At 45.3% G+C, this 16,705-nt stretch carries 14 protein-coding genes; 10 read left to right on the forward strand and 4 right to left on the reverse strand.

What is annotated here, in order from left to right:
• Window positions 1-36: 36 nt before the first annotated feature.
• Window positions 37-666: an RNA polymerase sporulation sigma factor SigK gene (gene sigK / locus LKD46_RS01600; RefSeq protein ID WP_118624091.1), complete on the reverse strand. Its 630-nt coding sequence runs from the start codon at window positions 664-666 to the stop codon at window positions 37-39.
• A 181-nt stretch (window positions 667-847) separates the two neighbouring features.
• Here sigK and LKD46_RS01605 point away from each other — a divergent pair, with 181 nt between their 5' ends.
• Genes LKD46_RS01605 through LKD46_RS01615 form a run of 3 tightly spaced genes read left to right on the forward strand, consistent with a single transcriptional unit; the run spans window position 848 to window position 6,434 of the window.
• Window positions 848-4,387: a DUF5717 family protein gene (locus LKD46_RS01605; RefSeq protein WP_227573694.1), complete on the forward strand. Its 3,540-nt coding sequence runs from the start codon at window positions 848-850 to the stop codon at window positions 4,385-4,387.
• Window positions 4,384-5,658, forward strand: coding sequence for a DUF5716 family protein (locus tag LKD46_RS01610; protein WP_173753884.1), 1,275 nt, complete (start codon window positions 4,384-4,386; stop codon window positions 5,656-5,658). The genes LKD46_RS01605 and LKD46_RS01610 overlap by 4 nt, the downstream gene beginning before the upstream one ends.
• Window positions 5,655-6,434, forward strand: a complete 780-nt coding sequence (locus LKD46_RS01615) for a hypothetical protein (protein WP_227573695.1) — start codon at window positions 5,655-5,657, stop codon at window positions 6,432-6,434. Before LKD46_RS01610 ends, LKD46_RS01615 begins: the two co-directional genes overlap by 4 nt.
• Here LKD46_RS01615 and LKD46_RS01620 read toward each other — a convergent pair.
• Window positions 6,431-7,870: a helix-turn-helix transcriptional regulator gene (locus tag LKD46_RS01620; protein WP_173753886.1), complete on the reverse strand. Its 1,440-nt coding sequence runs from the start codon at window positions 7,868-7,870 to the stop codon at window positions 6,431-6,433. The genes LKD46_RS01615 and LKD46_RS01620 overlap by 4 nt on opposite strands.
• 126 nt (window positions 7,871-7,996) lie before the next feature.
• Between LKD46_RS01620 and LKD46_RS01625 the strand changes: the two genes are divergently transcribed.
• From LKD46_RS01625 to LKD46_RS01655, 7 genes are all read left to right on the forward strand, one after another.
• Window positions 7,997-8,761, forward strand: a complete 765-nt coding sequence (locus tag LKD46_RS01625) for a LytR/AlgR family response regulator transcription factor (RefSeq protein ID WP_173753887.1) — start codon at window positions 7,997-7,999, stop codon at window positions 8,759-8,761.
• Window positions 8,762-8,853: 92 nt separating this feature from the next.
• Entirely contained in the window at window positions 8,854-9,744 is an 891-nt protein-coding gene (locus tag LKD46_RS01630; protein ID WP_227573696.1) for an amino acid ABC transporter substrate-binding protein, read from the forward strand.
• A gap of 228 nt (window positions 9,745-9,972) precedes the next feature.
• Entirely contained in the window at window positions 9,973-10,623 is a 651-nt protein-coding gene (locus LKD46_RS01635; RefSeq protein ID WP_022426149.1) for an amino acid ABC transporter permease, read from the forward strand.
• Between the two features lie 21 nt (window positions 10,624-10,644).
• On the forward strand, window positions 10,645-11,337 hold the full coding sequence (locus LKD46_RS01640; protein ID WP_021652351.1) for an amino acid ABC transporter ATP-binding protein: 693 nt from the start codon (window positions 10,645-10,647) through the stop codon (window positions 11,335-11,337).
• Window positions 11,338-11,459: 122 nt separating this feature from the next.
• Entirely contained in the window at window positions 11,460-12,893 is a 1,434-nt protein-coding gene (purB, locus tag LKD46_RS01645) for an adenylosuccinate lyase (protein WP_173740406.1), read from the forward strand.
• A 120-nt stretch (window positions 12,894-13,013) separates the two neighbouring features.
• Window positions 13,014-14,288 (forward strand): adenylosuccinate synthase, encoded by a 1,275-nt coding sequence (locus tag LKD46_RS01650; protein WP_022426147.1) that lies wholly within the window; start codon window positions 13,014-13,016, stop codon window positions 14,286-14,288.
• Window positions 14,289-14,422: 134 nt separating this feature from the next.
• A complete protein-coding gene (locus LKD46_RS01655; protein WP_227573697.1) occupies window positions 14,423-15,244 on the forward strand; it encodes an HAD family hydrolase in 822 nt (273 codons plus the stop codon).
• A gap of 185 nt (window positions 15,245-15,429) precedes the next feature.
• Here the strand turns inward: LKD46_RS01655 and LKD46_RS01660 are convergent, their stop codons facing one another.
• Together LKD46_RS01660 and LKD46_RS01665 are read right to left on the reverse strand one after the other, a co-directional pair.
• Window positions 15,430-16,074, reverse strand: a complete 645-nt coding sequence (locus LKD46_RS01660) for a helix-turn-helix domain-containing protein (protein WP_227573698.1) — start codon at window positions 16,072-16,074, stop codon at window positions 15,430-15,432.
• A 259-nt stretch (window positions 16,075-16,333) separates the two neighbouring features.
• Window positions 16,334-16,621: a hypothetical protein gene (locus tag LKD46_RS01665; protein ID WP_110102488.1), complete on the reverse strand. Its 288-nt coding sequence runs from the start codon at window positions 16,619-16,621 to the stop codon at window positions 16,334-16,336.
• Between the last annotated feature and the right edge of the window lie 84 nt (window positions 16,622-16,705).

The following is a 16,705-nucleotide window of genomic DNA, read 5'->3' on the forward strand; positions in this document are numbered from 1 at the left end:
AGTGTTTGGGGGAGAACGAAAAGAACGTTCTCCCCTTTACTGATTTTCGGGAAAAAGAGTACGGAGTTTTCGAAGAGCGTTCTTTTCGATACGGGATACATAGGAGCGGCTGATGGAGAGATTTTTGGCAATCTCTCGCTGGGTCAGTGGTTCCTGGCCATTCAAACCGTAGCGGCAGCAGATCACCTGGTATTCCTTTGGGGAGAGTACTGTCCGGATATAACGGAGAAGATAGGAAATGCTGTCCCGTTTGAAACAATCATCCACAACATCAACGGGGGGACTTTCAATGATATCGAGAAGGCTGATCTCATTGCCTTCCCGGTCTGTGCCGATGGGTTCATAGAGAGAAACTTCTCTGGAACGTTTCCTGCGGGCACGAAACATCATGAGAAGCTCATTGTCGATGCACCGTGCAGCATAAGTGGAAAGTTTGGAAGTCCGGCTGGGATCAAAGGTGGAAATGGCTTTGATCAGACCTATGGTGCCTATGGAGATCAGATCATCCTGATCCTCGTCACATCCCTGATATTTTTTTGCAACATGTGCTACGAGGCGGAGATTGTGTTCGATAAGGATATTTTTTGCTTCCGGATCGCCCCTTTGGAGCTGCAGAAGATAGAACTGCTCTTCCGCAAAAGAAAGCGGTTTCAGAAAGGTTTTCAAGAGTTCACCTCAAAGGGGATTTCCTTATAGCTTATGAGCCGGACGTGCTTTTCGTGCTTTTCCAACAGAAACTTTATAAAAAGGACAGAGGCGAACACCTGTTGCGCCACATTCTGATCTGGTGTATAATCATAAAATACGAGTGACAACAATCAGTGTATATTGATGAGGAGTATATATTTTGAAAAAGAGGATAGAACAGCTTCTTAACGGAAAATTTATTTATGAACAGCCGGAGCTTCTGTTTTCACAGGACCGTATTTTCGCTACGCTGAAGGCAGGAGAGACCACAAAGGATGAGATTTATTTCGGTACCGATGACAACCGCAGGATCAGTGGATTTGTGACTTCATCTGACCGGAGACTGGTACCCGGATTTGACCGCTTTTCCGGAACTACGGTGCGCATGCCTTATGGGGTAGATGCAGAGGGAATGAAGCCGGGAGAGAGCTTTGAAGGCTGGCTGTGTTTTACTACCAGTATCGGAGAATATAAGCTGCCGTTCACTGTGCAGGTACAGACGGAAGAGGTGAAGAGTGCAGGCAGAAAGGTGTCTTCTTTGGAAGAATTTCTGCACATTGCAAAAGAAGATTTCCATGAGGCTTACCGGATTTTTACAGAACGCCATTTTTCCCTGATCCTGAGTGATCAGAGTGAGAAAATCCGTTCTCTTTATGCAGGAATGTCACAGCAGCCGGTGACCTATCAGCATCTGGAGGAATTTCTGATCGCAGCCGGTGCCAAGGAAAAGGTGACATTGAGTCTGAACAGAGAAGAGGCCGGTTTTTATGATGTCAGTGAATCTGTTCAGGAATCTCTTTATATCCACAGGAGCGGATGGGGACACCTGCGGGCAGATATTGAGGTAAACGGGGATTTTCTGGAGGCAGGCAAGCATGTGGTCACAGAAGAGGATTTTATCGGAAGTACCTGTGAAATAAACTATGTGATACGCCAGGAAAAACTGGGAAAAGGGAATCAGTACGGCGAGATCATTGTAAAAACCCCATACCAGAAACTGGTATATCACGTTCTTGCATCCAGAGGAACTGAGAGTGCCGTGAACCTGGATCTTCTGGAAAAACAGTACCGGATATCTCTGATGAAGGAATATCTGGGATATCTCTGTAAAAGAACAGATTTTCAGGCCTGGACAGCCTTTACTCATGAGAAACTTGACCGTATGGGCGAAAGCGGACTGAAATATCCGGAATATCAGCTTCTGGAAGCCTATCTTCTTCATCTGGAAGGAGAAGATGACCAGGCTTCAGAAATCCTTGAGCGTTATCAGAATAAATCCTTTCATCACAATGAACTGGAACTGGCAGGGATTTATCTGTATCTGTGTACACAGACCGGGCTGTACCGGGATAAGGAACAGGCCCTCCGCAAGGTACAGAATTTCCGGATGCAGAAGGAAGACAGCTTTATCCTTCTGAAACTGGCATTTGAAATGGATCATACGCTTTCTCCGTCAAAAAAGATCTTTCTGATGGAAGAACTTTTTGAGCGGGGATGTACAAGTCCTTTTCTGTATCTGGAAGCATGGAACAGTATTTGTGCAGATATGTCGCTGCTGCATCGAATCAATGGGTTCTGGGCCCAGGTATTCCTTTTTGCAGGAAAAGAACAGATGCTGACGGAAGAGCTGGTCATGCGCCTGGCATATCTTTCCGGCTATGAGAAAGCTTTTAACGAAAGCCTGTACCGTGCTATGGCCATGGGATGTGAAGCCTTTCCGTCGGATGATACCGTGGAGGCTATCTGTAAATATATTATGAAGGGAAATCCAAGAAAACCGGAATATTTTCAGTGGTTTTCTGCTGCCGTGGACCGCGGGATCCGGATCACACGGCTGTATGAATATTATGTGGAAACACTGGATACCTCTTATCGGAGAGTCCTGCCGAAACCGCTTTTGATGTATTTTACCTATAACAACAATACTCTCGGTGATTCCAAGCGTGCCTATCTGTATGCATGCATCATTGCAGGGAAGGAACGTGATCCACAGACATACGAAAGCTATCGTGAAAGCATGGAGGAATTTGCTTTCCGTAAGTTACGGGAAGGCCGGATGAATGAAAATTATGCCGCTGTTTATCAGGAATTCATGCGAGAACCATCGGACAGCGAAAAAGCGCAGGTGATCGCCTCCAGGATGTTTACCCACCGGCTGTATACGGATGATCCGAAGGTCCGTAGTGTGATCGTCCGTCACAGACAGATGAAACAGGAAGAAATCTATCCGTGTATCCATGGGATCGCTTACCCGAGGATCTGCAGCGAAGATGCGGCCGTTGTATTTCAGGATGAAAAACAGAGACGTTATGCTGCTACGGTAGATTATAATCTGACACCACTTTTCGATGATCGTGAGATGGTTCCGGCAGTGCTGGAAAAAGGGGCAGATGAACCGGCTGTGCTTTTACATTACTGTCAGGGACAGGAGATCAGTCGTAAGAATCTGGGGATTTTTCAGAAACTGGTCCTTTCACCGGCGTTTACCGATGAATATAAGAGGCTGATCCGCAAAAAGATCCTGGATTATTATCGGGATCACGTACAGGGAGAAGATCTGGATGCCTGTCTGGAGATGATGGATTATCGGGAATATGCCATGGTCGACCGGAAAACCCTTCTGGAGATCCTGATCCAGCGGGGACTGTTTCCGCAGGCTATGAGAGTGGTGGAAGCATTTGGATTTGAAGGAGTAGAGGAGCGTGCTCTTCTGAAGCTGGTAAGCCGTATGATCATCCGCTGTGACTGTGCGGAAGACGAAGAGCTGATCACACTTTCCTCTCATGTATACCGACAGGGAATCTATGATGAAGTGATCCTCATGTATCTGATGAAATTCCGGTTTGGACCTGTGGATGAACTTCTGGATATCTGGAAAAGTGCCTGTGGGTTTGAGATGGATACCTATAATCTGGAGGAGAGGATCCTTTCTCTTCTGATGTTTAACTGGGATTACCGGCCAGAGGGGGCGGATATCCTGAAAGCATATATCCGCCATTCCGGAAAAGAGAGTGTGATCGGTGCGTATCTGACTCTGATGTCTTACGGAATGTTTGTAAAAGAAATGCCGGAGATGCCGGGACTTAAGGAGTATCTGAAAAATCGCAGAGAAAAGGAGTGGCCCGGAGACCGGATCTGTGACCTGACCCTTCTGAAACTGCTTTCCGAAGAAAAAACTTCTGATGAAGAAAATCTGGAAATGGAAGAAAAAATCCTCTCTTCCTGTGTAAAGGAAGGAATGACATTTGAGTTTTTCCGGAACCTGGATCAGAGTATCCTGCGACCGTATCAGCTGGATGATAAGACTTTTGTAGAGTATCATACTTCACCGGAGGCTTCGGTCACACTGTATTATTCCCTGGATACCGGACTTGGAACTGTACCGGACTATAAAAGTGAACCGCTCAAAAATGTCTATGAGGGAATTTTTGCCAGAGCATTTACATTGTTTTATGGAGAAACCCTGCGATATTATTTCCAGACAGAAGATGAAACCGGTGTACACAAAACGGAAGAAAAAATATTGACCATGAACCAGAGTAATGACCAGGCATCCAGCAAATATCAGCTGATCAATCAGATACTCTGTGCAAGGAAACTTGAGAAAGAAACGGAAGTGAAGGAGAAGCTGGCACAGTATCTCCGGCAGGAACAGTACGTTAATGAAATGTTTGTCATAGAGAAGGAACCGGAAAGATGAATGAAATTCGTGACTTGATCATAGGAATTGATATTGGAAAAGAATACACACAGATCTGTTATTATGACAGAAAAGCAGAAGAAGCCCGTTCTCTTTCCATGAAGGTAGGAGCCAGTCAGTACGAAGCTCCGGGCTGTATCTGCTATCGTACCGATCACAGTGATTACTGCGTAGGCCTGGAAGCAGAGTATTTTGCCAGGGAAAAGGGCGGGATCATGATCGGAAATATTTATGATATCTGTCAGAAGGAAGAAAAGATCCAGGTGGCAGGAGAGGAAAAAGAGCCGGCAGAGCTTCTGGCACATTTTCTGAGAGGAATCCTGAAATTTCTGGGAATCCAGGATATTGTAAAGAATACCCGGTGCCTTTGTATCACATCGCCGGAACTTAGTACACTTCAGGTACGGAATTATCAGAAGGCCTGCAGCCTTGCAGGTTTTTCACGTGAGAAATATATGCTTATGGACTATGGCGAGAGCTTTTATTATTATGCGCTGGGGCAGAAACGGGAAACCTGGAATCGAAGTGTAGGATGGTATGCCTTTGCAGGCGATACGGTAACCTTCCGGAAGCTGACCATCAACGGCTCTTCCAGACCGGTGCTTGTAAAACTGGAGGATCCGGTCAGTACAAAGCTTGAACTGGAAGATGAGATCCGTGATGTGGAATTTTACCGTTTTATCAGTAAGACTCTCGGCAAAGAACTCTTCTCCAGTGTGCAGATCACGGGCGAGGGATTTGACCAGCAGTGGGCACAGCAGTCTGTAAAGCTCCTGTGTCATCAGGGACGGAAGGTTTTTTACGGAAACAATCTTTTTGCAAAGGGAGCCTGCATAGCCGGTAAGGACAGGCTGGAAGATAAAAAACTCAAAGGTTACCGTTATTTAAGTGATTCGCTGGTGGCTGTGGACGTAGGGATGGACATGCGGGTGATGGGCTCTCCGGCTTACTATCCGCTGATCGAAAGCGGCAGCAACTGGTATGAATGCAGTGCATCCTGCGAGCTGATCCTGGATGATACCAGTGAACTGGTATTTGTGGTAAGTATTCCGGAAGAAACCGAGAAGAAACGTGTGGCCATGGCACTTGACGGTCTGCCAAAGCGGCCTAATCGGACTTCAAGGCTTTCCCTCACGCTGAAATACGTATCGCCGAGAGACTGCGAGATCACAGTGAAGGATCTGGGATTTGGCGAAATGTATCCTTCCAGTGGAAAAATCTGGAGGGAACTGGTACGATGGGATGAGCAGGAAGAAAGGAATCAGGCATGAGCGGATATATTTTATGTCAGGTAAAAAAAGCAGAGAAGCCGTTTTATATCGAAAATATCAGTACCAATATCTATTCTATAGAAGAACTCTGCTATTATCTCTATAACAATCTTTATCTTGTGGACAGCTCATTGATCAGCAGTAAGCTCTGTGCCTGGCTGGAGGAAGAACTGGAGCTTCCGAAGCTTGCGGCCAAGCTGAAACCTTATATTGGAAGAGAGGCCGGACTTGAAGAAGTACTGTATCCGATATTTAAAGAGATCAATTATCTGGCTTATGAAGAACTTAAGACCTTAAACGGGCGCATCGAAGCCAGAAAACGTGAACCTGAAGAAATACGGGAGAAGCGAAAAGGCGACGCACTGATGGAAAACCGGATGTATGTGAATGCGCTCCGTGTTTATCAGAAGCTTCTTGAGCATGGCGGGAAAGAGATTACCGGAGAGATGCGTGAAAGAATCCTGCATAACCAGGGATGCGCATACGGTTATCTGTTCCAGATGGATAAGGCGCTGGATTGCTTTTGGAAAGCATGGAAGGAGAATCATTCAGAGAAAGCAATGAAGGTTTATCTTCTGGCCTACCGCAGTGTTCACAGTGAAGAAGAATACAGGAAACGACAGGAAGAGCTGAAGACAGATGAAAGGGTAATACAGGAAACAGACCAGGCTCTGAAAAACTTTGCCGGTCTCCCGGAGCAGCATATCGTATCCGGAGAAACCGACAGGATCCTGGAGGATCTTACAAGAGAATATCACAGAAGTACCGGCTCTTAAAGCTGTTCAAGAAGTCCCAGCAGGATCTGCCGGGCTTCTTTTTTTGTATATACGGATTCTTCCTCAGACAGAGAACAGAGGTAATCATTCAGGGCCTGTCCGATACTGGTCTCTTTCAGATAGATACAGAGAAAAGTATCTTTTGTGGAAAGAAAGCAGAGAAAAACGGAATAGTCAGATAGAACTTCCAGATGGATCCCGGTTTCCGGAAGTACGGAAGGCTTCAGGATCCTGCATTTTTCATGTCCCATATCTGTGTCAAGAAGATGCCTGAGAGCTTTTTTTCGTTCTTCTTTCGGAAGAGGGGTCTGATGGTAGGAATAAGGACCGTCAAGGAGTCCAGTACGGGCAAATTTCCGGATCCCGCTCAGTGTAAAATAATTGCAGGAAAAGGCAGCTTCTGTAAAAGCAAAGGAAGTCTGGTTCAGGACCGCTGCCAGCTGGGTATAGACCGGATCGGAAAGATCGATATCCCTGTTATCAAACAATGACTGAATAAAGCCCGGACCATAGGACATCAGTGCAAGGCAGGGATGAGATTCCAGTGCAAAATTTGTTGAGATCTTTGTCTGCATGATAGAATCAAAGATATTAAGGATCCTGTCCGGAGAATCCGATTGCAGGAAGAATTGACTGGAATTCTCAAGAACCCGCCGGAATTCCTGCTGATATGCGTGGATCGCTTCCGGATTTTCGGTAAAAATACAGGTCATCATATCTGAGGATAACAGCAGCAGTTTTTTTTCAGTGAGTAAGAAAAAAGGAAACAGTTCATAGCTGGAAAACTCTCGGCCTGCCTGAGTATAGTAATAATATGGCTGGTAGCCCGCAAAACCTGACAGGATCGGAAGGAGTGTGCAGAGAAAGGTTTCCAGATTCATGTTGTAATCCGGTGAGGCGGACGGGTTCTGGTGAAGCGGCAGGATCTGGATCACCGGTGGCAGTTTCTCATATTTGGGATAAAGATGGGAAAAAATCTGTACAAGAAGTCGGCAGTTGGCCGGAAGGTTGGTACGGATCGTTTCGGAAGAACCGGAAGACAGGATGTCCTCAAAAAGGCTCAGGACTTTCTTTTCCACATCAAGAGAAAAAGTTCCACGGTAAAAGGGAAAGGATGGAAGCCTGAGAAAACCTTCCCGGGAAATGACCTGCCGGGAGCTGATAACACCCAGAAGTTCCTGTATATATTTGCGGTTGTAATAAATTTCTTTTCCGATTTTTTCTATTTTATATAATTCCATCAGTTCCCGGCGTTGGGAAGGGTTGATCCGGAGGGAATCGCAGAACTGGCGCACAAAATCAATACCGGGAAGACGTTTCCCTGTGATCATACGCTGCAGAGAGGTACGGTCAAGTCCCGAATAAGCAGATAACTGATAAACGTTTTCTCCTGTATCCTTTAGGTATTCCCGGCATTTGCTGCTGAAATCAGACATGATAGTACTCCTTTTTGTGCTTATATGGCATTATTATACGAAAACAGATCATGAATTGCAATAATTTGTAAAAAAACAAGGCACAATTAGAAGCACATATTGCGCAGGTCTTTCTTTGAAAATAAAATGTTAAATATCAGAAAGAGCATGATGGAGGAAAACACGGCAATGGCAGTGATGACGATCGCGATATGTGATGAAATACGAAAGGATGCACAGAAGCTGTACAGGCAGCTTTCCACACTGGTTCCTGATGCAGAGCTCCTTCTGTATCGGACCAGAGAGAGTCTTCTGAAAGGACTGGCAGAGGGACATAAGATCTGCGATCTGATATTTTTGGGACTGGATGGTGATCAGGGCAGGAGTCTGGAAACTGTACGGACAATGCGCCTGAAAGGACATTATATCCCGGTTGTACTGGTGGCAGAGAATGAGAAATTCTATAAAGAAGCATTTGAAGTGTTTGCCTATAACTATCTGGTCAAACCGGTTGAAAGTGGAGAACTGGAACATGTTCTGGAACATATCCTGGAGGTATGCAGGCGTGAAGACGGAAGAGCACTGTATTTTCGTTACAGGACACAGGTTTATACACTGCAGCACGATCATCTGGCGTATATATCCAGTAGTCTTCACAGTGTGACATTTCATCTTACCGATGGAAAAAAGATCAGCTGCAGAGCCAGGCTGGGGGATTTTTCAGGACAGCTGTCAGACAGCAGCTTTCTGAGATGCCATCAGAGCTTTTGTATCAACATGGAGAAGGTAACTTCACTTAAGAAGAACAGTTTTGTGGTCGGACAGACGGAAATCCCAATTTCCAGAACATATTTGAAAACGGCCAGAAAGAAATACAAAGATTATTTGGCGGAGCAGAAGGTTTGCTCTTGACAGCTCCTTTTGGGTATGTTACTATAACCATACGCTTTCGCGTGGTAGAGTGACCATGTGATAAAGAGATAGCTGAAAAAAGGAGAATGACCATGAAGAAGAGAACAGTTGCAGTAGTAATGGCGGCAGCGATGACAATAGGAATGATGGTAACAGGAGTGAGTGTACAGGCAGGTGTTGAGGATAAGACCCTGATCGTAGGATTTGATGCTGAATACCCTCCATTCGGATATAAGGATGATAATGGAGAATATGTAGGATTTGACCTTGACCTTGCCCAGGAAGTATGTAATAATCTTGGCTGGGAACTTGTTAAGAAGCCTATCAACTGGGATTCCAAAGATATGGAGCTGAACTCCGGAACGATCGACTGTATCTGGAATGGATTTACTATCAACGGACGTGAGGATGACTATACATGGAGTGATCCATACATTAACAATGAGCAGGTGATCGTAGTTGCCAAGGATTCCGGAATTGAGAAGCTTGCGGATCTTAAGGGCAAGAACGTAGTTGTACAGGCTGCATCCGCTGCGCTGGACGCACTGAACAACGATGACAATAAGGAACTGAAGGACAGCTTTGCATCTCTTACAGAGAATCCGGACTACAACACTGCATTTATGAATATTGATTCCGGAGCTGCAGACGCTGTCGCTGTTGATATCGGTGTTGCTAATTATCAGCTTTCCCAGAGAGGCAAGGATAAATATGTGATCCTTGACGAGCCGATCCAGAACGAACAGTATGGCATCGGATTCAAGAAGGGAAATGATGAACTGAAGGATCTCGTATGGGATGAGGTCAAGAAGCTTGACGAGTCCGGCGAGGTTGACAAGCTTGCAGATAAGTATGAACTGGATAAGAGCATGCTCTGCATCAGCGAGGACAAGGATAAGACAGAGAATTCTGATTCAGCAGAAGCTGACACAGAAGAAAGTGCAGACAGCACAGAGAAAGAAACCGATTCTGAATCCAAATGATCCGGTACAGATCCGGTACAGTAAAAGCTGTGAAGATATTTTTTAAGCTATCCAACAGCAGTAGAAATAAGAAACATAGCAGAAGCTTTTGAAGCTTCCGCATAAAAAGGAAATGAGGGTGCTTCGGCGCAGAAAGAGCTGCCGTACACGCTCATTTCCTGTTGTTTACAGGAATTACAGGTATCAGTCCGATAAATGGGACTGATACTCCGAACCAGGAGGAAAAAAATGAGTTTTAGTGTAATGCTCCAGCAGCTGGCAGGAGGAATGCTGGTCTCTATTGAGATCTTTTTTGTAACCTTGCTGTTTTCTCTGCCGCTGGGACTTCTGATCTGTTTTGGCAGAATGTCCAGAAACAAAGTGATCCGTACCATTGTATCCGGGTACATATCCATCATGAGAGGAACGCCGCTGATGCTGCAGCTGATGGTGGTATATTTCGGCCCTTATTTTATCTTCGGGATCCGTATTTCCATGGGATATAGTCTGATCGCTGTATTTATCGCATTTGCCATCAACTATGCAGCTTACTTTGCAGAAATCTACCGCGGCGGCATTGAATCCATGCCGGTGGGACAGTATGAAGCTGCAAAGATCCTTGGATACAATAAGGTGCAGACATTTTTCCGCATCATCCTTCCACAGGTGATCAAGAGGATTTTGCCGTCTATTACAAATGAGGTCATTACGCTGGTCAAGGATACTTCCCTTGCGTTCGTTGTGGCAGTTGCGGAGATGTTTACCATTGCCAAGCAGATCGCAAGTGCACAGACAACAATGATGCCATTTGTGATCGCTGCGATATTTTATTATGTGTTCAACCTGATCGTGGCTGTTGTGATGCAGAAGGTTGAGAAAAGTATGAATTACTACCGCTAACCGGAATGGAGAGTATAAAATATGAAATTATTTGAAATGAAACATATCAAAAAAAGCTTTGACGGACTGGAAGTTCTCAAAGATATCTCTCTTGACGTGGAAGAGGGAGAAGTTTTAAGTATCATCGGTCCTTCCGGTTCCGGCAAGTCAACCATCCTGCGTTGTGCTACAGGACTTGAGACGCCGGACAGCGGCGAGATCATCAAAAACGGTGATGTGGGACTGGTGTTCCAGCAGTTCAATCTGTTTCCGCATTTTTCCGTACTGAAAAATATAGTGGATGCACCTCTGAAGGTGCAGAAGAGAAAGAAAGATGAGGTTTACGCCCAGGCAAGAAGCCTTCTTAAGAAAATGGGCCTTGCAGACAAGGAGAAGGCATATCCTTTTCAGCTTTCCGGAGGACAGCAGCAGCGAGTTTCCATTGCCCGTGCGCTCTGTATGAATCCGAAGATCCTGTTTTTTGATGAACCTACATCTGCACTTGACCCGGAGCTGACTGGTGAGATCCTGAAGGTTATCAAGGATCTTGCTCAGGAGCATATTACCATGGTGATCGTTACTCATGAAATGAATTTTGCAAGAGATATTTCCGACCGTATCATCTTTATGGATAAGGGTGTGATCGCAGTGGAGGGAACGCCGCAGGAGGTATTTTCTTCCGAAAATGGCAGAATGAAGGAATTTTTGGGAAAATTCCATCAGGGTATGGAGTAACAAACGGTTGCTTTTAAAGAGGCAATGTTATATAATTTCAAGAGGCGTGAATTAACCAGATTCGGGCAGATAACGGATCATTCGCCATTCCGGCCCGGATGTATGTAATCAGGAGGATAATAATGAATACAGACAGATATGTAAGCCCGCTGTCAGAGCGGTACGCAAGCAAAGAGATGCAGTACATTTTTTCCCCGGACATGAAATTCCGCACATGGAGAAAGCTGTGGATCGCACTTGCTGAGACGGAACGTGAGCTTGGCCTTAACATCACCCAGGAGCAGATTGACGAGATGAAAGCTCATGCGGATGATATCAACTATGATGTGGCCAAGGAGCGTGAGCGTCAGGTTCGCCATGATGTAATGTCTCACGTGTATGCGTTTGGTGTACAGTGCCCGAAGGCAAAAGGTATCATCCATCTGGGAGCGACCTCCTGTTATGTAGGAGATAATACGGATATCATCGTTATGACAGAGGCACTGAAACTTGTCCGCAAGAAACTTGTGAACGTGGTCGCAGAGCTTTCCAAGTTTGCAGCGCAGTATAAGGACCAGCCAACTCTGGCATTTACTCATTTCCAGCCGGCACAGCCGACAACCGTAGGTAAGAGAGCAACTCTCTGGACTCAGGAATTCCTGATGGATCTTGAGGACCTTGAGTATGTATTAAGCACTATGAAGCTTCTTGGCTCCAAGGGAACAACCGGTACACAGGCTAGCTTCCTGGAACTTTTTGACGGGGATCAGGAGACCATCGACAAGATCGATCCGATGATCGCAGAGAAGATGGGATTCAGATCCTGCTATCCGGTTTCCGGACAGACCTATTCCAGAAAGGTTGATACCCGTGTGCTGAATATCCTTGCGGGAATCGCTGCAAGTGCACATAAGATGTCCAACGATATCCGTCTTCTTCAGCATCTGAAAGAAGTAGAGGAGCCATTTGAGAAATCCCAGATCGGATCTTCCGCTATGGCATATAAGAGAAATCCGATGAGAAGTGAGAGAATCGCTTCCCTGTCCAGATATGTGATGATCGATGCACTGAACCCGGCGATCACATCTGCAACACAGTGGTTTGAGAGAACTCTGGACGACTCTGCAAACAAGCGTCTCAGCGTTCCGGAAGGATTCCTTGCGATCGACGGAATCCTGGATCTCTGCCTCAATGTTGTAGACGGACTGGTTGTTTATCCGAAGGTTATCGAGAAGAGACTGATGTCTGAGCTTCCATTTATGGCAACTGAGAATATCATGATGGATGCAGTTAAGGCAGGCGGAGACCGTCAGGAGCTTCATGAGCGTATCCGTGAGCTTTCCATGGAAGCAGGAAAGAACGTGAAGGTAGAGGGTAAAGATAACAATCTTCTTGAGCTGATCGCAGCAGATCCGGCATTTAACCTGACTCTTGAGGATCTTCAGAAATCCATGGATCCGTCCAGATATACAGGACGTGCCAAAGAGCAGACAGAGGCATTTATTGCCAATGTGGTACAGCCGGTTCTGGATGCACATAAGGATCTGCTTGGCGTTAAGGTTGAGATCAACGTATAATTCCAAGATGTTATAAACATTAAGAAATGAACACAGACAGGAATGACGTGTCTCTGTGTATTACAGGCAGAGAACATGTCGTTCCGAATAGTAGAGAAAGACACAAGGAGGAACTGTGTTATGGTAACTGCAGTAGTAGGAGCAAACTGGGGAGATGAAGGTAAAGGCAAGATCACAGATATGCTTGCTGAGAAAGCTGATATCATCGTAAGATTTCAGGGTGGAGCCAATGCGGGCCACACCATCGTAAATGATTACGGTAAATTCGCACTTCATACACTTCCGTCAGGTGTGTTTTACGGACATACAACAAGTGTCATCGGAAATGGTGTTGCACTGAACATTCCGGTATTCTTCAAGGAGTACAACGAAGTAGTAGGCCGTGGAGTACCGGCACCGAAGATCCTGATCTCCAACAGAGCACAGATGGTAATGTCTTACCACATTCTGTTCGATCAGTATGAAGAGGAGCGTCTTGGCGGCAAGGCTTTCGGTTCCACAAAATCCGGAATCGCTCCGTTCTATTCTGACAAATATGCAAAGATCGGCTTCCAGGTAAGTGAGCTTTTTGATGAGGAAGCACTGAAAGAGAAGGTTGTACGTATCTGCGAGACCAAGAACGTAACACTTGAGCATCTCTATCATAAGCCTCTTCTGAAACCGGAAGACATCATGAATGAGCTGATGGAATACAAGAAGATGGTTGAGCCATACGTATGCGACGTATCTCTCTATCTCTGGAATGCACTGAAAGAGGGAAAACAGGTTCTTCTTGAGGGACAGCTCGGAACTCTGAAAGACCCGGATCACGGAATCTATCCGATGGTTACATCCTCTTCCACACTGGCTGCTTATGGTGCCATCGGTGCAGGCCTGCCTCCATATGAGATCAAGAAGGTCGTAACCGTATGCAAAGCTTACTCCAGTGCAGTTGGAGCAGGTGCATTCGTTTCTGAGATCTTCGGCGAGGAAGCAGATGAGCTGAGAAAACGTGGCGGTGATGGTGGTGAGTTCGGTGCTACTACAGGCCGTCCGAGACGTATGGGATGGTTCGACTGTGTTGCATCCAAATACGGATGCCGTCTCCAGGGAGCTACAGACGTTGCTTTTACAGTACTGGATGTTCTGGGATATCTGGATGAGATCCCGGTTTGCACAGGCTATGAGATCGACGGAGAGGTGACAACAGAATTCCCGACAACTGTGCAGCTTGAGAAAGCAAAACCGGTTATTGAGAAGCTTCCGGGATGGAAATGCGATATCCGTGGAATCAAAAAATATGAGGATCTTCCGGAGAACTGCAGAAAATATGTAGAGTTCGTAGAAAAACATATTGGATTCCCGATCACAATGATCTCTAACGGACCAGGAAGAAACGACATCATTTACAGATAATTATTTTTACAGTATCAGGATTATGACAACAGGAAGCGCCGGGGAAGAATTTCTCCGGCGCCCTTTTGGTTCAAAGAGATATTCAGTTAAAATAACAGATAGAATAGCGGATGTATCATGTGAAAGGAAGCTCAATGAAAAATTTTAAAAGAATCGCGGCACTTGCAGGTGTTGTCATATTACTTCTTATATTCTGCCTTCCAATGGCATTTGCCTGGGGAAGCAGTGAAAACGCCCAGGCTTTGTTCCGGGGGGCTTTTGCGGCAGCCGTTCTGGTACCGATCGTAGCGTATGTTTTCTGGATGGCGTACCGGATCTGGGGAAATAAGGAGCCGAGAGAGGATGAAAACCGTATGATCGAGAATATTATTTTTGATGTGGGAAATGTGCTGATGGGCTATGACTGGGAAGAGTATCTTCGGAGCTATGACTTCCCGGAAGAAAAGTATCAGAAAATCGCAGATGCAGTATTTCGAAACCCGATCTGGGAGGAACAGGACCGTGGACAGCATGAGGAGTCCTGGTATGTAGATAAATTTGTGGAAAGTGCACCGGAATATGAAGCAGATATCCGTGAGGTGGTACGACGTGATCCGGAGTGTATGCATCTGTATGATTATGCGGAAACCTGGGTGAAATATCTCAAAAATCAGGGATATCATCTCTATGTCCTTTCCAACTACGGAACTTATATGCTGGATCGTACAAAGCAGGATATGTCTTTTCTGAAATATATGGACGGAGTGGTATTTTCCTGTGATGTGCAGCAGATCAAGCCTGAGGTGGATATTTACAAAACACTTCTGAAGCGTTACAGCCTGAAACCGGAGAAGTCGGTATTTCTGGATGATCGTGCCGTGAACTGTGAGGGAGCCGGAAAAGCCGGTATCCATACCATCCAGTTTGAGAATCTGAAGCAGGCGGCGAAGGCGCTTGAGAAGCTTGGTGTGAAATGACCTTCAGTGTGAAAAGAGAAACGCAGAGGGCCTGCACCATCGCGAAGCCCTCTGCATTCTAAAGGGGAGGATATGATAAGTATCTCCCGGAACGGCATCTGTTATACAGAAAATATATAAGATCTTGTAATCTTTTATTCCTTGTTCTTCTTCCGGTATTCACCGGGAGTCATTCCATATGTTTTTTAAAAAGTACGCATGAAATGCTCCGGACTTTCATACCCTACAAGTTCACAGATCGCAAGATTGCTGAGAGAGGTTTCACGCAGAGCATGACATGCCTGGTTCAGCTTGATATCCCGGATGATCTGTAAAAATGTCCGTCCGGTACTTTCCTTGATCAGGGTACTGAAGTGGGAAGTACTATAGTCAAAATGCTTCGCAGCTTCACGTAAGGTAACGCTCTGGTAGTGACGGTTCAGGTAGTTGAGGATTTCCGTTACAGAATTTCCGGTGCTGTCCTTTGTAAGGATGGATTCAATATCATTTTCGTGAAAACGCAGCAGCATGGCCCAGAACATGACCAGCATGGAGTTGAGAAAGGTGCAGCTGTATTTGGCGTGGCCGAGATATTCGATATAGAGATTTTCCAGCATGTCATGGATCTGTGCATCATTTCCACTGTGAAAGATCAGATAATTTCCCACGGTCTTGCGGTACAGCACATGGGCAAAAAACTGCGTCAGGGCACTGTCAGCAGTCAGTGACTGGAAGAATGTGGAATGAAAGGTGGAGCTACGTACCAGGATATTAAAAGCAACACTGTCATCAAAGATCCCCATACTGTGAGTGGTATGCGGTGGGATGATACAGACATTTCCGGTATGCAAAGTGTGTTCGATCCCCTGTATCGCAGTGTGGGCAGTTACTGCTAGCGGTAACAAAAGCTCATGGGTACCCTGGCAAATACTTCCTGTACAATATAAGCATACTTTTGGCTATGAAATGCTTTTAAACATAGTGGGTATTTTAGATCCCGGTATGCTGTTTCCTGTGACCATCTGAGATGGTAGAGTTCTTTTAAGTGATCCATATCAAAATCCTTTTTTTACAAGGAAATCACCCTTCATTATCATAGAAGAATCTTATTTACAGACTTTTTCTCACAGTCTCTCTGTAGTTTACTATTGCTTTTTTGGCAGCATCAAAATCCTTTTCTAGTACATAAATACATGTTGTTTCATTCTTATGATCAATTCCCGATGCAAAAGTATGATAAAAAATCAAGAAAAAAAGATTATTGATAAATGTTGCTTTTTTCAATCTGGTTTCATAAGGAATATTATTTTCATTCAACGCTTGTGTTAATCGCACGAGATGATCCATATTATCAGTTTCACATAATTTAATTTTTCCATTATCCTGAATATACTTCATAAAACCACCTCCGTGCTATACGTACACATATAAGAATAAATAATTTTATTTTGCCACTTGATACCTTTTCCCATTATCGTATGT

Origin of the sequence: Blautia fusiformis (assembly GCF_020686995.1) — a bacterium.
Taxonomy (GTDB): domain Bacteria; phylum Bacillota; class Clostridia; order Lachnospirales; family Lachnospiraceae; genus Blautia_A; species Blautia_A fusiformis.